Below are 18,150 nucleotides of genomic sequence, written 5' to 3' on the forward strand. Positions count from 1 at the left end.
ATGGCTAAAAAATCTCAAAAAGGATTAAGTATCCTGTCTACAGTATTATCTGGTGCAACAATCGCATTAGACGGTTATAATCGTTATGTTTACCGCTCAAAAAACAAACAATTAAGTTACTTGTCATTAGGACTTGGTGCCGCTGATATGTTAATCGACTTCTATCTTTCATTCGGTGCTAAGAACAAGGCTGTTAAAGCTTGGTCATTATTTTCACTTAGTCGTCAATTACGCGCACAAGCTGAGAAATACAAGGCAATTAAGAACCAATAACGTTAAAAGCAGTAAATCCACTCATTTTAAGGATTTACTGCTTTTTGTTTTAATGAATATATTTAAATGAATTTGCGCTATAGCTTGGAATTGTACGATATGTCAATACACCCGGACCTGCACTATAGTTCATTTCTGATACGAGAACACTGCCATCTCCGTTGATGCGTTCCACATATGCTACATGCCCATAATACCCAAGATCTGATTGTAAAATCGCACCAACAGCTGGTTGATAATTGACTGTATATCCGTCTCTCACCGCATTATCATCCCATACATTGGCATTCCACCAATATGTACTAATGCCACGTCCTGCTGCTTGGCGTTTATTAAACACATGCCATGTACATTGTCCCCAATCATATAAATTACTATGATTGAATGTTGATGTTGAACCATATGTTGTCGTCGCAGTTGTTGGTGTTTGCGTTTGTGCACCCATTCCTGTACCTGTCACTTTTAATTTTTGACCAGGAAAAATTAAGAATCCACTCAAACCATTCAAGTTCATAATGTTTTGGTATGTCGTGCCATATTTTGACGCAATCAATCCTAATGAATCCCCTGGCTGTACCGTATAATACGATGAATTTGAAGTTGTGTTAGCAGTGTTGGCATTTTGATTTGAAGTTGCTTGGTTTGTTGTTGCCGTCCCACTTACACGTAGTTTTTGACCAGGATGGATTAAAAAGCTATTTAAACCATTTAAGTTCATAATATTTTGATATGTCGTACCATATTTTGACGCAATCAATCCTAGTGAATCTCCTGGTTGTACCGTATAATATGATGAATTTGAAGCTGTATTAGCAGTGTTTTGACTTGATGTTGTTTGATTTGTCGTAGCTGTACCACTTACACGAAGTTGCTGCCCAGGATAAATCCAAAAATTGTTCAATCCATTCAATCGCATAATATTTTGATATGTTGTACCATATCGTGCAGCAATTGCTGCTAGTGAATCTCCACTGCGAACAGTATATGTATTAGATGTTACATTGTTCGTTTGGTTTGTCTGACGAACTGTTGTGCTGCCACCCGAAATTTTTAACACTTGATTAGGGAAGATCAAGTTTGAGTTCAAATTATTGTATGACTTCAACTGCGCAATGCTGATTTGGTGTTTGGTAGCAATAGACCATAGTGAGTCGCCTGCTTGCACACGATAAGTTGCTGCTTCTGCATCACTCACTGCAGCCACTGTTGAAATTGCTGATGTACCGATAACGGCTGCAATTAATTTTTTTCGCACGCTCTCTCTCTCCTTAACGATAACTTTTTACATTTTTACATTATACACGTCACATATGTCAAAATACATACCAGTTATATGACATTCATATTACAAAATACTGTTGACTTATTTGTAACAAGGAAGGTGTGCAGCAATTAAACACCCATTAGCAGTTTCTTGATCATAAGCACTCTCACCCTCTAACCAAGTAGACTAGACGTAAAAAACTTTTATAAAACATGTCAATAAATCATTATTATGCGTCAGTCTCCTAAACGCCTCACCACTATTTCCCCAAAATATATCCACACGATATCATTTATATTTTTCACTATGTAGCAATAACAAATGACACAGCACAAAAAAGTTGAGAAGCATCTTTAACCTGTGCTCCTCAACTTTGTATTCAATCATTATTTCGCTGTTAATGCATCTAATGCTTGTTTCAAGTCTGCTACTAAATCTTCTGTATCTTCAATACCTAAAGATAAACGAACCAATCCATCCGCAATACCTTCTTTTGCACGGATATCTGCAGGAATAGACGCGTGTGTCATTAAGCTTGGAACAGAGATAAGACTTTCTACCGCACCAAGGCTTTCCGCCAATGTAAAGTAGCGTGTATCTGTCACTAATTGTTTCGCTTGTTCGACATCTGCCACTTCAAATGAGACAACACCTGGCGTCCCTTCTGCTTGTGCTTGATGCACATCGTAGTTCAAGTGATCTTTTTGACTTGGATGATATACTTTCGCTACATTTGGATGTTCTTCTAACATAGACACGACAGCAAGTGCATTTTTTTCAATTTGGTCTAATCGTAAACCAAGCGTCTTCATACCACGTACAACTAAATAGCTATCTTGTGGTCCTAAAACACCACCTGTAGAGTTTTGAATGAAACCAATGCGTTCTGCAAGCGCATCATCTGAAACAGCGACAAGCCCTGCTACAACATCACTATGGCCACCTAAGTATTTCGTTGCAGAGTGTAATACAATATCTGCACCTAATGTTAATGGTGTTTGGAAATAAGGTGTCATAAATGTGTTATCTACAACTGTAAGCAATTCATGCTTATGTGCTAATTCGCTGACTGCACGGATATCTGTAATACGTAATAACGGGTTAGATGGTGTTTCAATAAATACCATTTTTGTATTGTCTTGAATTTTATCTGCAATGTTTTGTACATCTGTCGTATTCACAAAGTCGAATGAAATACCATAACGTTCAAATACTTTTGTCATCGCACGGTATGTACCACCATAGACATCTGAACCTACAATCACATGATCTCCTTGATCTAATAGCATCATCACTGCACTAATTGCCGCAATGCCTGATCCAAATGCAAAGCCGTGTTTCCCATGTTCTAAATCAGCAATCACAGATTCTAATGCTGTACGTGTTGGGTTGGCCGTACGTGAATATTCATAGCCTTGACGAAGAGAGCCAATGCCATCTTGCTCGTATGTACTTGTTTGATAAATTGGTGTTGTCACGGCTCCTGTGTAAGGATCTGTTGTCTTACCTCCGTGAATGAGTAATGTTTTTTTATTCATAGCTTAAACGCCTCCATATTGAAATATTTGTTTTGACATATAACGGTCGCTACCGTCTGGAAATACAACAACGATATCTCCTTTTTCTATGCGCTTAGCCACACGCAATGCACCTTCTAAGGCAGCACCTGAAGAGCTCCCTACAAGTAATCCTTCATTTTTAGCTAATTCGCGAACATGACGAAAGGCCAATTCATCGGATACAACTTCTACTCGATCAATCCACGATGCATCCAAGAAAGGCGGCCATACTTCGACACCGATGCCTTCTGTATCATGTTTTCCTTTCTTGCCACCACTTAAAATAGAGCCCTCTGGTTCAACGACTACAGATTTGACACCTTGTTTTTGAAGTATTTCTGACACACCTGAAAACGTACCACCTGATCCCGCACCCGCTACAAAGTAATCCATTGATGGTAAAGCCACCAACAATTCTTGCGCTAATGTATCTCTATACGCTGCTGGGTTATCTAATGTTTCAAATTGATTTGTGTAATAGGCACCTTCTGTTTGCGCGTAGTCTTGTGCTGCTTGACGTGCACCAAGCATGCCTTCTGATCGAGGTGTACGATATATCGTTGCACCCATCGCACGCATAATTTCAATCTTCTCTTCAGAAAAACCTTCTGGCGCAAAAATCACACATTCAATATCATACTGTGTCGCAACAAGTGCTAAACCGATACCCGTATTACCCGCTGTAGCCTCTACTAATCGACCACCACGTTGTAAGTCACCACGCGTGATTGCCTGCTCAATTAAATACTTACCAAGCCTATCCTTAATGCTACCTCCAGGATTGTGCATCTCTAACTTCGCAAAAATACGGACGTCTTCTGTACTATAATGTTTTAATTGTACTAACGGTGTTTGACCAATTAAATCTATCGTATTCACATCATGGACTCCTTTATAAAACCTAGTTGAACAATAAGAATTATATGTGATGTTTTTAAATATTTCAATCTATAAACTTCATAGCAAATATCAGTTACACTATTTATAAGCAAAATGAACGCATTTTTTAATGATAGGAAGGTGTAAATCTTATGGTCATTGTTCAAACATCACTCGGACAACTTCACGGTATACATAACAAAGACTTCGATGTCTTCAAAGGCATTCCTTATGCAGTTCCTCCTATTGGTAAACGGCGCTTTCGCCATGCCGAACTTTGGACCCAACGTTGGGAAGGGACTCGTGATGCACGTGCCTTTGGTGCTGTCCCCGTCCAACCACCCAACACATTAGAAGCGTTTTTCTCTGCCAATCAATCATCTTATGAACAGAATGAAGACTGTCTCACGCTCAATATTTGGCGTCCAAATTCAAGTCGCCATCAAAGGCCATTACCTGTCTTGCTCTACTTTTATGGTGGCAGCTTTGTGAACGGGCACAGCGCACAAGACCTCTATCAACCCGAAGCAATCGTCAAGCAGGAACCCGTTATTGTTGTCACATGTAATTATCGCTTAGGTGCATTGGGATTTTTAGACTGGTCTGCTCTCAATCAGACATGGGACAGTAATAACGGACTATCCGATCAAATATGTGCCTTACAATGGGTGTATGAACACATTGCTGCATTCGGTGGGGATCCGACCCACATTACATTGGTAGGGCAGTCTGCCGGGGCAATGAGTATTCAAGCATTATTACAACTCCCACAAGTGCAACCACTGGTACGTAACGCCGTACTGATGAGCGGCATTCTACAACCGGATACTGCTGAACATGCACAACAAAAAGCACAAGAATTTCAATCATTAAAGTTACAGGTCGCACCTGATACACCTTGGGAAGAACTATCATCCGAGACAATCCTAGACCTTATGGGGCAGCACCAAGCACAATATGGCAAATCAAAAGGACTTGAACTCCTTTATCAACCCGTTACAACGAATCAAATGCCGATACATCAAAATGCGCCTTTACCATGTCCCATATGGATGGGTATCACAACATCAGAAGGCGATATTTATATTAAAAATGCACAAAAAGTGTTAGCACCCATTCAATTTCAAAAAGTCATTTCACGTGCTGGTCTCCCTTTACCAGACGTCCATGAGATTGAGACAGCCCAGCAACAGCGTGACTATATTACCCAACATTACTTTCATAGCCCTTTTCATCATTATGTTAAATTATTGAAGCCACATACTGATGTCTACACATATTTATTTGACTGGTCGCATTCAGCACATCCTTTATACCATAGTGCTTATCATATATTAGACGTGTTATTTTGGTTTGGGCGTCTTGACATCATCAAAGCACAGGGTGCAATGGTGACTCAGCACGAAGAACAGTTAAGTCAACAAATGATTCATGATTTATATACTTTTGCTTATACCAGTCAACTGCCACAAAAATATTATCAATATCAATAAAAAACACTTTCGCTGCGGTTTTAAAGAGACCGTAACGAAAGTGTTTTTCTGTATATCTATTAGACTAATTGTAAAATAAATACTGCTAAAATAACGAATGGTAAAACAAACTTCACTAATGCATACCATGGATAGAAGAATTTAAAACGATCTTTTCCAAATCCTTCTTTGAGTAAATCTTTATCTAATAATTGACCGACAACTAATGTGGTTGCTAATGCACCGAGTGGCATTAAAATATTAGAAACTAAGAAGTCCATATTATCAAAAATTGTTCCCGCTCCAAATTGTACATCACTTAATGTACCAAATGATAACATAGCCGGAATACTAATCATTAATACCCCAATACTTGTTAATAGTGCAACACGTGAACGTTTTGAGTTATCGTTGCGCGTTAAGTTTGAAACATTCAATTCCAGCAATGAAATAGATGACGTTAACGCAGCGAATAAGAATAAGATTAAGAAAATCACATAGAATAATGTCCCATATTGCATTTTATCGAACACGAGTGGTAATACTTTGAATAATAAGCCTGGGCCTTCTGTTGGTTCATAACCAAATGCTTGTAGCGCTGGGAAAATTGCCAAACCAGCCAAAATAGAGATGAAAATATTCATGATCACAATCGATAACGCAGATGATTTTACCGTCATTTCTTTAGACGCATAACTTGCATATGTAATCATCCCTGTCGTCCCAAGTGATAATGCGAAGAACGATTGACCTAACGCAAACAACATCGATTCCATTGTAATGTCTGAAATACGCGGTTGGAATAAGAAACGGACACCTTCTGCAGCACCTTCTAATGACATAGACTTCGCTACAATAATCAGTAAAAAGATGAATAGTAACGGCATCATAATTTTAGATGCTTTCTCAAGTCCTTTTTCTACACCTAACATCACAATGGCACATGTTAACCCAATAAAAATAAATTGTCCCATAATCGTGTAAACAGGATTGCTAATAATTGATTCAAATGTAATATCCGTTAGACCTGTTGGTAATACGTGTAGCAGTTGCATCAGAACGATCCCGATATAGATGACAATCCAACCACCGATAACACTGTAAAAACCAAATAATACAAAAACAGCAATATTACCGTTCCATCCTATGATGTTCAGCCATTTTTTATTTGTCAATTTACCATATATTTCAGTTGTATAAGTACGACCTGCTTTACCTACAACGAACTCCATAACAAGGAGTGGTAGGCCAACTAATATTGTAAATAATAAAAACATAAGCAAAAACGCACCGCCACCGTACATACCTGCCATATACGGAAACTTCCACATCGCACCTAAGCCTATCGCTGAACCGGCACTTGCCAATATAAAACCTGTTGATGTTTTCCATTGCGACTCTTTTGGCATCCTTTACACCCTTTCTGCGTTAAAGCGATAAAGTATTTTTTAACGTAATCTATAGAACTATAACATACTATAAAAATCCCGGCAATATACGATCACTCTTTTTTCTGAAAATTATTACGAAAATTTTATGTAAGCGTTGAATATTTCATTTCATTTGGTATGATTAAGTTGAATAAAGAGGTGATGAATCAGATGACTCAAAAATTAAAAGAACTTTGCTATCTTATAGCGATTATTATCAGTACACTTTGCGCCTTGTCTTCTGTACTATTTAGTCTAAATCCTGCGATTACTGCTACAGTCACATTTATCTCCGTCGTCACATTCGCAGTCCTATATTTTGTAGTACCAACAACGGACAAACGTGGTAGACGCATTAAGTAACAGCATAAAAACAGCGTGTTTCCTACAATGGACAACACGCTGTTTTTTCGTTTTTCCTATGGAATCACCTATTATTTTTGTAAAAATTTCTCGATGTAAAAAGCCGATTCTTCAATAGAACGATATTCTGTATTGATCACTGTTGCATTGAGTCGCGCAAACATTTCTTCAGCATAAGCCAATTCTTTTTTAATACGTGATAAGTCATTGTATGTTGCCTTTCCTGAGATGCCGAGTACCTTCACGCGTTCTGTACGGATATTCATAATATATTCTGGACTCGCTGTAAGACCGAATACTTTCAGATTTTTTTGTTTAAATACTTCATCTGGAATACCGACTTCTGGTACTAATGGAATATTTGCGATTTTATAGCCTTTATTCGCTAAGTACATACTAAGTGGCGTTTTAGACGTACGTGACACGCCTAATATCAAAGCATCCGCTTCACCAATATCTGTAAAATGCTTACCATCATCATATTTTACAGAGTATTCGATTGCTTCGATACGTTTGAAATAATCATCATCTAGCTTATGAATCATTCCTGTTTCCGACACGGGTTCGATACCCGTTTTCTCTTGAACCATATTCATGAAGTCTGTCATATAGTCCACATACTGAATATGGTGTTCCTCAGCATACGCCTTAGCCATTTCATTGTATTTGCGTGAAACAATCGTTGTCACAACAATGGCCTCTTTTTCCACTGCTAGCGCCAAAATTGTTCGCAAATCATCTTCACTCTTAATAAAGGGGAACTTTTTAATCTGTACTTGTTTGACATCCGGAAATTGTCCCATCACTGCTTGTGTCATGCGTTGAGCAGTTTCACCCAGCGCATCAGACACGATAAAAATAGTTAACTGCTGCTTACTCACTCTTATCTTCCTCTCTCAGCCTCACTCTGTGCTGTGGCTAGAATCGCACCTGGCACACGGAATGGTGAGCATGATACATAATCAATCGCTAAGTCGTTGAAGTAACCAATTGATTTCGGATCGCCACCTAATTCACCACAGACACCGATTTTAATACTTGGTTTCACTGCTTTTGCTTGTGTAACTGCAACATCAATTAACGCACCTACACCTTCTTTATCAATTGTTTGGAATGGATCTACCGCTAAAATTTGATTCGTCACATACTCATTAATAAATTTACCCGCATCATCACGAGAGAAACCATATGTCAATTGTGTTAAATCGTTTGTACCAAAGCTGAAGAAGTCACATTCCTCTGCCAAGGCACCTGCTACCATACATGCACGTGGTGTTTCAATCATTGTACCAATTAAGTACGTTAATGATTGACCTGTTTCTTCTGCAAGTTTATCGATACATGCTACAATTTGTTCTTTTAATAACTTAAATTCTTCTACTGTTGATACAAGTGGGATCATAATTTCTGGCTTACAATGAATGCCTTCTTCTTGTAAACGTGCCACACTTCCCATAATCGCTTCAGCTTGCATCACATACAATTCTGGATACGTAATTGCTAAACGACAACCACGGTGACCTAACATTGGGTTTGTTTCGTGTAATTCCGCAATACGCTTATTCAATTGTTGTTCAGAAATATTAAGTTGTTGTGCAACATTGCGTACTTCATCACCCGCTTTTGGTAGGAACTCATGCAATGGTGGATCTAATAAACGGACAATCGTTGGACGTTCCCCAGATAAACGGAAGATTTGTTCAAAGTCTTCTGTTTGGTAGTCGCGGATTTTGTTTAACGCTTGGATACGTGTTTCATGATCTGATGACAGAATGAATCGACGCATTTCTACTAGACGCTCAGCACCAAAGAACATATGCTCCGTACGTACAAGTCCAATACCAACTGCATCAAATTGATAACCCGCTTCAATGTCTGGTTTTGTTTCTGCATTCATACGGACATCTAAGCGTGCTACTTCTTTCGCCCATGACATAAATAGATCGAAAGCCTCGCTATGTTCTGCACTTGTTGTTTCAACAGCACCTACGTAGAGATCACCATTTGAACCGTCTACAGATACTTCATCAAGTTCATGAATCAAACCACCAGCATATGTCACTGTTTTATTCACCGTATCAATGTCTAAGTCTGAACAGCCTGTCACACAGCATTTACCCATACCACGTGCCACAACGGCTGCGTGAGATGTCATACCGCCATGTGTTGTCACAATCGCTTCACTGGCAACCATTCCTTCAATATCTTCTGGAGACGTTTCAGGACGCATTAAAATGACTTTCTCCCCTTGTTCAGCGCGCAACTTTGCATCTTCTGCTGAGAATACCACACGACCTGTTGATGCCCCTGGACTCGCTGGTAAACCTGCTTTAGAAATGACTTCTGCTGCTTCCAACGCCTCTTCTTTGAACGTTGGATGTAATAATGTATCAATCGATTTTACATCTACTTTTGTAACAGCTTCTTCTTTTGTCAGAACCCCTTCTTCAACCAAATCAACCGCTATTTGGATTGCAGCAGTCGCTGTACGTTTACCATTACGTGTTTGTAAAATATAAAGCTGTTCATTTTCGATAGTAAACTCAATATCTTGCATATCTTTATAATGTGCTTCAAGTTGTTCTGTCACTTTTACAAATGCTGCATGGACATCTGGTAATTGTTCTTTTAATGTATCAATATCTTGTGGCGTACGAATACCTGCCACAACATCTTCACCTTGGGCATTTAATAAATATTCACCAAATAATTTTGCTTCACCAGTTGCTGGGTTACGTGTGAAAGCAACACCCGTTCCACTCTTCGGACCACTGTTACCGAATACCATTTCTTGTACGTTTACTGCTGTACCAATATCGTGTGGAATATCGTTCAAGTCACGATAAACACGTGCACGGTCGTTATCCCATGATTTGAAGACCGCTTCAACTGCCTCTAACAGTTGGTTCAACGGTTCTTGAGGGAATGGTTTGTATACATTTTCAACATACACTTCTTTATAGTGCTGACAAATCTCCTTTAAACCTTCTGCAGGAATATCTGCATCATTAACATAGCCATGTTCTTTTTTGTAGCCATCAAAATATGTATCAAAAGCTGTCATTGGGATGTTGTAAACAACTTCACCAAACATTTGGAGTAAACGACGATAACAATCATACGCAAATCGTGCGTCATTTGTTTTCTCAGCTAATTTTTCAACATTCTCATCATTCAATCCTAAGTTTAAGATTGTATCCATCATACCTGGCATTGAAATCTTAGCACCACTACGCACAGACACGAGTAATAAATGATCGTCTGAAGAAAATGCCTTACCCGTACGTTCTGAAAAAGCCTGTAACTGTTCTGCTAGTTGTGTCTTCACTTCATCAGATAACGCTTGACCACGTTGAAGATAGTCGATACATGCTTCTGTTGTAATCGTAAAACCATCAGGTACAGGTAATCCTAAGCGCTTCATCTCAGATAAGTTGGCCCCTTTACCACCCAACAAATCTTTCAAGTCCTTGTGCCCTTCATCAAATGCGTATACTAATTTTGCCATACTGTCTGTCACCTCATCTGTTTAATATGTCATACTAATAATAAAAAGTATGGCATATTAATAGAAAAATGACAATAAAAAACATAAATTAAACTTAAAAATTATGGATTTCGGCATAAATAAAATAGAGGTACTAGAGAAATGTTAGGTGTTTGAACATTCTCTAAGCGTCCCCATCACGCTATTTTAAAAAGATATTTGAACAACTTATTTCAATAAAAAAAGATGTCATACTTCTCTATAAAAGTATCACATCTTTTTTCTGTATGTCACATTCAAATTAATGTCCACATATTTTTTATAACAATACCTGCTACAGCTAAAATAATAAGGCTTGAGACCTTGTTGAGTATCACAATATACTTTCCAGACGCATCCAGGCGTCCCAATTGTTTGCCGATAACTGCTAAACCAATAAACCAAACCCAAGATACTGCAATCGTTGCACAAGTAAACGCCAGTTTCTCCTCTCCCATATAAACCGATGCACTCGTTCCAATCACACCAATTGTATCCATAATCGCATGAGGATTGAGGAGCGATACCGACAAAGCAAAACCAATTTGTTTACGCGCTGACATAGAGGGTTGATCTGTTGCATCTCCGGGTTTCTCTGTCCATAATGACCAAGCCATGTATAACAGGAACAGCAGTCCAATGATATAGATAGCAAGTTGTAAGGACGGATATTGATTTAACAATAAAGAAACGCCTAGTACAGCTAATAAAATAAGTAGTGTATCACATAGACCTGCTGTTAAAATCACAGGTATTACTTTTTTCAAACTTTTATGATTCGCACCTTGGTTAAACACAAAAACATTTTGCGCACCTAAAGGCAGTATCAAACCCAATGCTAGTAAAAAACCATGTAACATTGCTTGAAACATAACTCTCACACCCCTAGTTATCGAAATATCCATAAGCACCTATAGTGATATGAAAAATTCGATAGTATCTTCCATAATCAAAAACAAAGTACAGTCTTCAATTACTTTTTAAGAATACTACATTATGCATACCATGAAAACATCCCCTGATAAACTTTAGGCAATCCATATAAACAAGGTAAAGCTATTTCAACGCGTTATCACAATCAACTTATTAAAATATAGAATACGCAAGCAAATAATAGTATGTGCCTTTCATATGCTTACATTGATAAAGGGGAAATACACCGTAGTCCCTAAAAATTAAGCACATCAAAAAACACCTCAAAAGTAAGGTTTTCTGCCTATCTTTTGAGGTGTCTCTATTTATTCAATAATAATATTATCAATTAATCGCGCTTTAGAAAATTTTACGGCCAATGAAACAAAGACTCTACCATCAATCGTGTCACATGGTTCTAGTTCTGGATAGCTATACACTGCAACTTCTTCTATACGACCAGATGTATTTGATTCTAAATATTCACGTATCACTGACACCAATTGATCACTCGAACGTTCACCTTTGTCGTAAAGCGCCTGTGCTAACAATAAGCTTTGATAAAGATATGGTGCCTCTTGGCGTTCTTCCTCTGTTAAATAGACATTGCGTGAACTTTTCGCCAAACCATCTTCTTCACGTACAATATCAACACCGATGACTTTGACTGTATGATTAAAGTCCGCAACCATTTTTTCAACAATTGCTAACTGCTGGGCGTCTTTTTTACCAAAATATGCAAAGTCTGGTTGTACAATATTGAATAATTTATTTACGACTGTGACTACGCCATCAAAATGTCCTGGACGTTGTGCGCCTTCTAAGACTTCCGCGAGACGTCCGACCGTCACATTGATGCCCAACGTATCTGGATACATTTCCTCAACACTCGGATAAAACACATAATCTACACCGACCGCTTCAACCGCTGCCACATCCTGCTCTATTTGTCTTGGATACGCATCAAAATCTTCATTCGGTCCAAACTGTAAAGGATTCACAAAAACACTTACAACCGTCATGTCATTGTTTCTAACCGAACGGCGCATCATAGATAAATGTCCATCATGCAATGCCCCCATCGTTGGAACGAAACCAATACGAACTCCTTTACGTTTCTGTTTTTTCATCAACGCTTGCATTTCTTTAACTTCAGTAATGACTTGTGTCATGACTATTTGTCCACCTCATCCATAATTTGTTTTTGATACGTATATTCTTCTGATGGGAATGTGCTATTTTTAACTTCCACATCATATTGTTTCAACACCTCAATACCTGTTGAAAAGTCTCCATACTGTTTAACGAATTTTGCTGTACGTTCCACGCCATAAGCTAACATATCGTGATAAACAAGCACTTGACCATCCGTTCCATTGCCTGCACCGATACCGATAACTGGTATATCTAGTTGTTCACTAATATGCGCTGCGAGATCACTTGGTACGGCTTCAAGTACAAGGACAACAGCACCTGCTTGTTCAACCGCTTTGGCATCTGCAATTAACTTTTCAGCTGCTGCTTTTGTCGCACCTTGCATACGATAGCCCATTACACCCACACTTTGTGGTGTTAATCCTAAGTGTGAGACCACCGGCACGCCCATATATGTTGCTTGTTCAATGAATGATGTTAAGTGTCCGCCTTCTACTTTAACCGCATTCGCACCACTTTGTTGATAAAGTTTTGTTGCATTTTGTAAGTCAATCGGTAAATCAATACCTACCGAACCAAACGGCATATCCACGACTACATACGTATCCGGGGCACCACGTCTCACTGCTTTAGCATGATGTAACATATCATCCAGTGTGACATCGACCGTACTTTCATAACCAAGGACTGTCATACCGAGTGAGTCGCCAACTAGAATCATATCAATTGCTGCTGCTTCTACTTGCTTAGCACTTGGATAATCATATGCTGTGACCATTGAAATCTTTTTGCTTGCCGCTTTCATTTGATGTAAATCTCTTAAACTTTTCAATTGTGACACCTCTTATTTTTTATTTTAAAATAAGCGCTTACAAAATTAATTTGTATTTACTTTGATTTTATCCTAAACGCTCGCTATAGTGAATATAAATACACGCAAAGGAGCGATATTATGACAAATATTGCTGTAATTGGGGCAGGTGCAGTTGGAACATCTATCGCTATGTTCATACAACCGACCACTTCTGTCACACTTCTCGGACGCCAGCAAGAGATACGTATTTACAATGATCGAGAAACACAATCACAAACGACAATTGATGTGCAACCACTCAACACACATCAAGATGTATTTGACGTCATTTTTATCGCCGTTAAAACACATCAACTCGCAGCAGTCATTCCATATTTAAGACGGATCACACACGCCAATACCTGTATTATCTTAGCGCAAAATGGTTATGGACAGTTGGACTTATTGACAGACTATCACGCATATCAAGGCGTCGTTTATATTAGTGGTGAAAAACAAAAACAACACGTCACACATTTTCGTGATCGCCGTATACATATTCAACGTGATTCAAATACGGAACAACTCATACAACAACTCGCACAGTCTAAGTTAGAATTGATTCTTGAAGATGATATTGAACAGCCTATTTGGTACAAGCTCTTAGTCAATTTAGGGATTAATACTGTGACAGCACTCACTCAAGATACTGCACGTGTACTTAAACGTTCAGATATGAATGAACTATGCCGTCAACTTCTAACTGAAGGGCTTCTTGTCGCTCAATCATGTGGTATCACATTCCCAGAAACAACTGTAGATGATATTATGCAAATTTATGTAGGGTATCCTGATGATATGGGCACAAGTATGTATTATGATGTAAAAAACAAACAGCCACTAGAAGTGGAAGCGATACAAGGCTATATTTCTCGCCAATCACAACTTCATCAGCTTCACACCCCGACACTTGATCGATGTTACCAAGATTTGAAAAAACTTGATACAACAAGATAACAAAAGGCATGAGCTTGTGAGCTCATGCCTTATTTTGATTTATCTCTCGCCAATTATGTTCATGATAAACACGAATCCCGTACTGTTGAAGTAACGCTGTCGTGACACCCACTCCTGTCATTTTAGTGCCGTTAAATTGGCCATCATAGATTTCCGTACTGCCACAAGATGGACTGCCATCTTTCAAAATGACTGTATCAATATCATATTCTTTCAAAATGTTTAATGCCTCTTGTGCACCCTTTTTAAAAGCATGCGTCACATTTCTACCAGATCGCGTCTCCACTTCGCTTTGTCCACTCCAAACAGACAATCCATCCCCTCTAACCATTTCGGAAGGTTCGCGTGGGACGGACAATCCACCAAGTACTTCTGGGCAAATCGCGATTGCCTCTCCACGCTCAATCATTCGCTTCAAGTCATTTTGTCGTTTATGACCGCCATCATAACGTACCGCTTCTCCAATTAAACATGCACTAATCCCAATCATCCCATCACTTCCATTCTTCTCAATTCCTTTTCATGTTAGCATACTCAATACCACATAAAAAAGCCACCCAGATCATGGGTGACTTTAGGATAAATCGGCTACTAATGCTGTTTTTTAAAGTTAAATGGCGCAATTGGATTGAATGTCCAAGTAATCAATAAACCAACTAACAATGACATCGCTGTAATGTGTACCCATTGCACGTCACTTGCTACAAACCCTGCAACTGCAAAACCTACGAAGCTAAGCAATGATGTCACTAAAAAAGTGATAAACATCTTCATTATTTTCCCTCCTACTACAAAATGAAAAACGCCCACTCTATATCTCAGGCGTTTACACGTCAATTTTATATATGGCGCATCATGCGTACTCATCTCACTTGGGGTTGTAAGAGACAATTCAGTCGTTGCTGACACGCTTCCGTTATTAAGTCCATCGATTACTCTAACATACTCGACACCCTTTTTGAAGACTTCTGTTTCAATAATTGTAAATGAATACAAATTCTTTGAGCCATCTACCTTTAAACTTTAAAATATATATATAAACTTAACGAAAGAAGCGATAAATGATGACGAATATTTCGCTAACAATCAAAGATAAGACATATCATGCTTCCCTCTTAGACAATGCTGCCACACAAAGACTTTTAACATTATTGCCACTCACTATTTCTATGTCAGATTTTCATCACAATGAAAAATATCATACACTTGATACATCATTGCCCACACAACATGAAGCTGTTGAAACTATTCAATCCGGTGACTTGATGTTATATGGTTCTGATACAATTGTCTTGTTTTATGAAAGCTTTTCGACCCCTTATACTTACACACGATTAGGGCATTTGATAGATGATCACGGTCTACGTGAAACACTCGGACATGGCGATGTGACCGTAACAATTGCACAAGCTGAGTAACAAAAAGCTAGCACCTCACCATGGGGTCCTAGCTTTTTATGTCTATATCACTTTTATCTTCTCAATTCATTTTCTAACCAAGCCACAATTTCCGCAAAGATATTTTGGTTATATGAACTTTCATTTAGGATTTCATGTTGTAAGCCATCATAGATATGAATTGATTTATGCTCTGATCCGATTTCATCAAATAATTGTAAAGAATCTTTGTAACTTACTAATCCATCTTCTTTACCGTGCAAGATAAGAATATTATCCGTTAACTTTTCAGCGTGTGATTTTAAGTATTCCACACCATCTAAAAGCGTGAAAATCAGCCCCATTGAAATACGCTTCGCATTTAAATCATCGAGCTCATATTTTTTCATGACGTCCGGGTCCGAACAAACACCCTGCCCTAATTCATTATCCACATATGTTTCAGGTGAAATACTGCGATCTGGATATCCAAACAACTCTTTTTGGTAGCGTGTCAACGCACCCGATGTAATGATTCCATCCACAGTATTTGGGTATTTCGTACCAAATAGCGTTACCGTATATCCACCCATACTATGACCTAGCAAATACACTTTCCCTTCGAACGTCTCTTTCACATAGTTCACAACTGCTGATAAATCTTCAACAATTTCATCAATGCGACTATAAAATGTTTGTTCTCCTCCAGAGCGACCATGACCACGTTGATCATAGCGAATGACATTGAATTGATTCGCATTCAGATAGATCGTAATTTCATCGTAACGCTCTAACGACTCTGCCAAACCATGCACAATAATCACATTGGCTTTCGCTGGTTCACCGACAATATCATTCACTTTTGTATAAATTTGCGTACCGTCTTCAGATGTTAAATGTTTAATGTAATTCATCATATCCACCTCTCAAATAAAATGTGTAGCGCTTTCATTTAATGTTAATGAATATTTTAGAATTTGTCATTTCATATACTTACTTAAAATTGAAGGGAACACGGCCATGAAAGAAACTATTTAGGTCAAACAGAACGTCGCAATTCTCAAAATAGCTTTTTTGAGGAATTACGATATTATGTCGAAAACCTTACTCATTTTATGATGCCTCAGATCTCTTTTACTCATTCATTAAAGTAACGATTCATCAATTGCACTTTTACCTCAGATTCAACAAAAGCATATTTCAAAGCCTTGCGATTAATTATCGCAATATCTTCCATTGTTAATAACTCATTTTCCAATAATAATGTGTATTCTTTAATTAAATTAGTTTGTGTCACACCTCTATTATCAGTATTGATTAAAAATGGAACGTCTAATTTTTTCAATAACGGTAGATCAATTTCTGAAATATGGCGAATCGCTTTTGTCTGTAGGTTACTGCAAGGGCAGATTTCTAATAAGACATCTTCTGTTTTTAATGTTTCAAGCAACTGTACATCTTTGATTGATGACACACCATGACCAATGCGTTGCGCTCCCAATTTGATCGCATCATATACATTTTTATTACAACCACATTCTCCAGCATGTAAAGTTAAGTTCATATTATGTGTTTGAGCATATTCGATACATTCCGCAAATTGCATCATCGCCTCATCTTCTTCACCACCAGCTAAATCAACACCGACAATATATTTTTGAATCGACGGCTGTGTATGAATCTGTTTAAAAACTTCGATGTTTTCCGCATTACTATGGTGTTTCATCCCACATACTAATAAACGTACTATGACTGGATATTGATGCTCTGCTTGCACAGCACCTTGTACAACTGCATTTAGCACTTCTGATAATGATAATCCTTGATCCATATGAAATTTAGGCGCAAATCTTAGTTCAATGTATTTAACACCATCATGATGCGCTTGAGAAACTACATCTATAACACTATCTGACAAACTTTTAGAGGTTTGCATCACTTTCAAAATCTCATCAAAACACCTTAAATACTCATCCAAACTTTGACACTGAGCGTTAGCTGAAATTTTTGTCATGTCAATCGCGATATTCTGCTCTTTTGCTTGCGTTTGTATATAGGTTGGACTGACAGAGCCATCTAAATGACAGTGTAACTCTATTTTAGGTATTTCTTTAATCGTCTTATTCATATA

The 18,150-nt window shown here is 38.2% G+C and carries 18 protein-coding genes; 5 read left to right on the forward strand and 13 right to left on the reverse strand.

Translation table 11 applies throughout. The annotated features are described in order from the left end of the window. A complete protein-coding gene (locus MUA88_RS10555) occupies positions 1-273 on the forward strand; it encodes a hypothetical protein (RefSeq protein ID WP_262604108.1) in 273 nt (90 codons plus the stop codon). A gap of 49 nt (positions 274-322) precedes the next feature. Here MUA88_RS10555 and MUA88_RS10560 read toward each other — a convergent pair whose 3' ends face one another. The 3 genes from MUA88_RS10560 to MUA88_RS10570 form a co-directional block, all read right to left on the reverse strand. Continuing rightward, positions 323-1,528 (reverse strand): LysM peptidoglycan-binding domain-containing protein, encoded by a 1,206-nt coding sequence (locus MUA88_RS10560; RefSeq protein ID WP_262605553.1) that lies wholly within the window; start codon positions 1,526-1,528, stop codon positions 323-325. A gap of 395 nt (positions 1,529-1,923) precedes the next feature. Then, positions 1,924-3,075, reverse strand: a complete 1,152-nt coding sequence (locus MUA88_RS10565; protein WP_262604110.1) for a bifunctional cystathionine gamma-lyase/homocysteine desulfhydrase — start codon at positions 3,073-3,075, stop codon at positions 1,924-1,926. Between the two features lie 3 nt (positions 3,076-3,078). Continuing rightward, on the reverse strand, positions 3,079-3,975 hold the full coding sequence (locus tag MUA88_RS10570) for a PLP-dependent cysteine synthase family protein (RefSeq protein ID WP_262604111.1): 897 nt from the start codon (positions 3,973-3,975) through the stop codon (positions 3,079-3,081). 152 nt (positions 3,976-4,127) lie between these two features. Between MUA88_RS10570 and MUA88_RS10575 the strand changes: the two genes are divergently transcribed. After that, positions 4,128-5,468: a carboxylesterase family protein gene (locus MUA88_RS10575; protein ID WP_262604112.1), complete on the forward strand. Its 1,341-nt coding sequence runs from the start codon at positions 4,128-4,130 to the stop codon at positions 5,466-5,468. 59 nt (positions 5,469-5,527) lie between these two features. On the opposite strand, the gene MUA88_RS10580 is transcribed toward MUA88_RS10575, so the two are convergent. Continuing rightward, positions 5,528-6,856: a sodium-dependent transporter gene (locus tag MUA88_RS10580; RefSeq protein ID WP_262604113.1), complete on the reverse strand. Its 1,329-nt coding sequence runs from the start codon at positions 6,854-6,856 to the stop codon at positions 5,528-5,530. Positions 6,857-7,039: 183 nt separating this feature from the next. On the opposite strand from MUA88_RS10580, the gene MUA88_RS10585 reads away from it, so the two are divergent. Beyond that, positions 7,040-7,240 carry a hypothetical protein gene (locus MUA88_RS10585; RefSeq protein ID WP_262605554.1) on the forward strand — a complete coding sequence of 67 codons (201 nt, stop codon included), beginning with the start codon at positions 7,040-7,042 and terminating at the stop codon, positions 7,238-7,240. 71 nt (positions 7,241-7,311) lie between these two features. On the opposite strand, the gene MUA88_RS10590 is transcribed toward MUA88_RS10585, so the two are convergent. From MUA88_RS10590 to panB, 5 genes are all read right to left on the reverse strand, one after another. Further along, the gene (locus MUA88_RS10590; protein WP_262605962.1) at positions 7,312-8,127 is read right to left on the reverse strand and encodes a pyruvate, water dikinase regulatory protein; all 816 of its coding nucleotides are present in this window, start codon (positions 8,125-8,127) and stop codon (positions 7,312-7,314) included. After that, positions 8,124-10,748 (reverse strand): pyruvate, phosphate dikinase, encoded by a 2,625-nt coding sequence (ppdK, locus tag MUA88_RS10595; RefSeq protein ID WP_262604115.1) that lies wholly within the window; start codon positions 10,746-10,748, stop codon positions 8,124-8,126. The genes MUA88_RS10590 and ppdK overlap by 4 nt, the downstream gene beginning before the upstream one ends. A gap of 275 nt (positions 10,749-11,023) precedes the next feature. Beyond that, on the reverse strand, positions 11,024-11,638 hold the full coding sequence (locus MUA88_RS10600) for a LysE/ArgO family amino acid transporter (protein WP_262605555.1): 615 nt from the start codon (positions 11,636-11,638) through the stop codon (positions 11,024-11,026). A 366-nt stretch (positions 11,639-12,004) separates the two neighbouring features. Continuing rightward, positions 12,005-12,850, reverse strand: a complete 846-nt coding sequence (gene panC, locus MUA88_RS10605; protein ID WP_262604116.1) for a pantoate--beta-alanine ligase — start codon at positions 12,848-12,850, stop codon at positions 12,005-12,007. A gap of 2 nt (positions 12,851-12,852) precedes the next feature. Continuing rightward, positions 12,853-13,665: a 3-methyl-2-oxobutanoate hydroxymethyltransferase gene (gene panB, locus MUA88_RS10610; protein ID WP_262605556.1), complete on the reverse strand. Its 813-nt coding sequence runs from the start codon at positions 13,663-13,665 to the stop codon at positions 12,853-12,855. A 120-nt stretch (positions 13,666-13,785) separates the two neighbouring features. On the opposite strand from panB, the gene MUA88_RS10615 reads away from it, so the two are divergent. Beyond that, complete coding sequence (locus tag MUA88_RS10615; protein WP_262604118.1) at positions 13,786-14,643, forward strand: oxidoreductase; 858 nt, start codon at positions 13,786-13,788, stop codon at positions 14,641-14,643. A 22-nt stretch (positions 14,644-14,665) separates the two neighbouring features. On the opposite strand, the gene MUA88_RS10620 is transcribed toward MUA88_RS10615, so the two are convergent. Together MUA88_RS10620 and MUA88_RS10625 are read right to left on the reverse strand one after the other, a co-directional pair. Beyond that, positions 14,666-15,133, reverse strand: a complete 468-nt coding sequence (locus tag MUA88_RS10620) for a 2-thiouracil desulfurase family protein (RefSeq protein WP_262604119.1) — start codon at positions 15,131-15,133, stop codon at positions 14,666-14,668. 101 nt (positions 15,134-15,234) lie between these two features. After that, entirely contained in the window at positions 15,235-15,417 is a 183-nt protein-coding gene (locus MUA88_RS10625; protein ID WP_262604120.1) for a hypothetical protein, read from the reverse strand. A 287-nt stretch (positions 15,418-15,704) separates the two neighbouring features. Between MUA88_RS10625 and MUA88_RS10630 the strand changes: the two genes are divergently transcribed. Beyond that, positions 15,705-16,061: a cyclophilin-like fold protein gene (locus MUA88_RS10630; protein ID WP_262604121.1), complete on the forward strand. Its 357-nt coding sequence runs from the start codon at positions 15,705-15,707 to the stop codon at positions 16,059-16,061. 53 nt (positions 16,062-16,114) lie between these two features. On the opposite strand, the gene MUA88_RS10635 is transcribed toward MUA88_RS10630, so the two are convergent. Further along, the gene (locus MUA88_RS10635) at positions 16,115-16,933 is read right to left on the reverse strand and encodes an alpha/beta hydrolase (RefSeq protein WP_262605557.1); all 819 of its coding nucleotides are present in this window, start codon (positions 16,931-16,933) and stop codon (positions 16,115-16,117) included. Positions 16,934-17,157: 224 nt separating this feature from the next. After that, on the reverse strand, positions 17,158-18,147 hold the full coding sequence (gene add / locus MUA88_RS10640; RefSeq protein ID WP_262604122.1) for an adenosine deaminase: 990 nt from the start codon (positions 18,145-18,147) through the stop codon (positions 17,158-17,160). Positions 18,148-18,150 lie beyond the last annotated feature (3 nt).

The organism is Staphylococcus sp. IVB6240, from assembly GCF_025558425.1.
GTDB lineage: Bacteria > Bacillota > Bacilli > Staphylococcales > Staphylococcaceae > Staphylococcus.